The following is a 2481-nucleotide window of genomic DNA, read 5'->3' as shown; positions in this document are numbered from 1 at the left end:
GCCTTTCTCCTTATGGTGAAATTTGCTTTGTTATGTGTCGTCCTCATAGGAAAACAGCTTAAATAACGGCGCGGGCGCGGCGGGGGCGCCTGCTTATAACCATTTCATTTAAAAATTTGTTTGAATATTAGATTAGGGAGCTACCTATGACCACTAAAACTGTATCTAAAAAATATGAAATTATAGACGAAATAAAAAAAGTTTACGATGCAGAAACCCGTCAACCTAGATACTTTTATCGCATACGCGCATTAAGGGATTTCGATGATGTCAAGGCTGGTGACCTTGGTGGTTTTATTGAGAAGGAAGATAACCTCTCTCATGATGGGAATTGCTGGGTGTATGATGATGCTATTGCAGCATATGATGCTGTCGTTAGTGAAAATGCTAAAATACGTAATGAAGCCGTTATTGCTCAAAATGCTAAAGTTTATGGTAACGTTGTAGTGAGTGATAAAGCCAAGGTTTATGGTCGTGATACCCATGTTTATGGCAATGCTAAGATTTTTGATAATGCTAGTATTAGTGGTACCATGTGGTTTCGTGGCAAGGGGTGGGTTTATGGCAAGTGTGTGGTTAATGGCAATGCCAAGGTTTATGATCATGCTAAGGTTTGTGGTCAAGTTTGTGATAATGCCGTGGTTTATGGAAAAGCTTTTATTAGTATAGAGGCAAAAATTTATGACAATGCCAAGGTTTGGCATAGTGCTTATGTGAAGGGCTTTGTTTATGGCAATGCAAAAGTATCAGGGTCTTCTTGCGTATACGAAGGTTCTCATATTTTTGATCATGCTAGGGTTTATGGTAAAGCGCTTGTCTACAAAAATGTCAAGATTTATGGCAATGCCCGTGTTTATGAGAATGCTCGTATTTATGAAAAAGCAGAAATTTATGATGATGCGTGTGTTTCTAATAGGTCTATTATTGAAGAGGGTGTAAAAATCTCTGGCAACGCTGTAATTAATGGCAAGCAAAAGATTTGTGATGATACTGATGGTAGTGAACAAAGCACAAACAAAGCAGCGTAAATAAAATAACGGGGCGGGGGGCTGCTTTATAGCAAAAAAGCCGCGTCCTTTAAGACACGGCTTTTGTTTGCAACTGGAAACTTATACATTTTAAATGTTAAAGTATATTACACAAAACGTGTAAAAATGCAAGCCTTAATACATAAAAACCGCATCAAAATGAATTGATACGGCTTTTATTATCAAAACAGCTAGCGATCTAAATAAACGATTAAAAGAAATAACCGAAATATAAAAGAACATCTCTTTATTGCACAAAACGTATCAAAAAGCAAGCTGTTAAGTAAAATAAAAATGGGATTCACACTGTAGATTCAGTGATTTATAATTATCATTTATCAAATCAATTTAAATCATAATGAATAAAATGAACGCTGTTAATTTACCTTCTTTTCAAACAGAAGAACAATCTTCTTTTCGTCAACTGCCCCATAATATTGAAGCAGAGAAAGCTTTGCTGGGTGCTATCATTATCAATAATAATGCTCTTGATAGCGTTTCTGATTTTTTAAAAGCAGAGCACTTTTTTGAACCGTTGCATCAAAAGCTTTTTGATATCATTTCACAAATTATTCAAAATGGAAAAGTTGCAGATCCCATTACTATTAAGCCCTTTGTTGAAAATGATGCGAAAATTGGTGACATCACTGTATATAATTACGTGGTGCGTTTAGCTAAAGAAGCTGTAACAATCATTAATACTAAAGATTATGGGAGTGTCATTTATGATCTGTTTATCCGACGCTCTTTAATTAACCTTGGCACTCAAGTTGTGAATAGAGCTTATGATGTTTCTGTAGAACTTACAACATCACAACAAATTGAAACTGTTGAAAATCAGTTATTTGAGCTAGCAGAAAAAGGAAAATATGGGGGTGGGTTTGAAAACTTTAATACAGCCATTGCAAAAGCACTTAACATGGCAAGCGCTGCAAAAAAGCGTTTCTCACAGCTCTCAGGGATAGCTACCCATATCAAAACACTTGATGAGAAAATGGGAGGGTTACAAGCATCTGATTTGATTATCCTTGCGGGGCGCCCTGGGATGGGGAAGACCTCACTGGCGACCAATATTGCTTTTAATATTGCCAATGCTTGCAAGCGTCATGATAACAGCCAAGCCAATGAAGGGGGTATTGTTGGTTTCTTTTCACTTGAGATGTCAACTGAACAGCTTGCAACTCGTATTATCTCAGAGCAAATAAAGGTTTCTTCTTCTGATATGCGCCGTGGTAATATCTCAGAAGAGCAATTTGCAAAAATTATTCACGCAATGCGTTCCTTACAAACAATCCCTCTTTATATTGATCAAACGGGTGGGGTGTCTATTGCACAATTGTCCGCTCGTGCAAGGCGTCTTAAACGACAACATGGTCTAGATGTCTTGATTATCGATTATATCCAACTCATGACAAGCGGTTCAAAGCGTTCATTAGAAAATCGCGTTCAAGAA

2 protein-coding genes are annotated in these 2481 nt (G+C 37.1%); both read left to right on the top strand.

The window, feature by feature from the left end:
* Nucleotides 1-146: 146 nt before the first annotated feature.
* Nucleotides 147-1028: a hypothetical protein gene (locus ACFIL8_RS09160; protein WP_375632886.1), complete on the top strand. Its 882-nt coding sequence runs from the start codon at nt 147-149 to the stop codon at nt 1026-1028.
* Between the two features lie 367 nt (nt 1029-1395).
* Nucleotides 1396-2481 (top strand): DnaB-like helicase C-terminal domain-containing protein (locus tag ACFIL8_RS09155; RefSeq protein WP_375689521.1); only part of this gene is annotated, 1086 nt, incomplete at its 3' end.

It is taken from the genome of Bartonella sp. AP57NXGY, from assembly GCF_042195805.1.
Taxonomy (GTDB): Bacteria; Pseudomonadota; Alphaproteobacteria; order Rhizobiales; family Rhizobiaceae; genus Bartonella.
The sequence above is the reverse complement of the archived record's forward strand: the minus strand, read 5'-3'. Positions and strand labels throughout refer to the sequence as shown.

Bases quoted from the DNA above. Each gene is read 5' to 3' on its own strand.
- ACFIL8_RS09160 (WP_375632886.1), top strand. From the start codon at position 147: ATGACCACTAAAACTGTATCTAAAAAATATGAAATTATAGACGAAATA.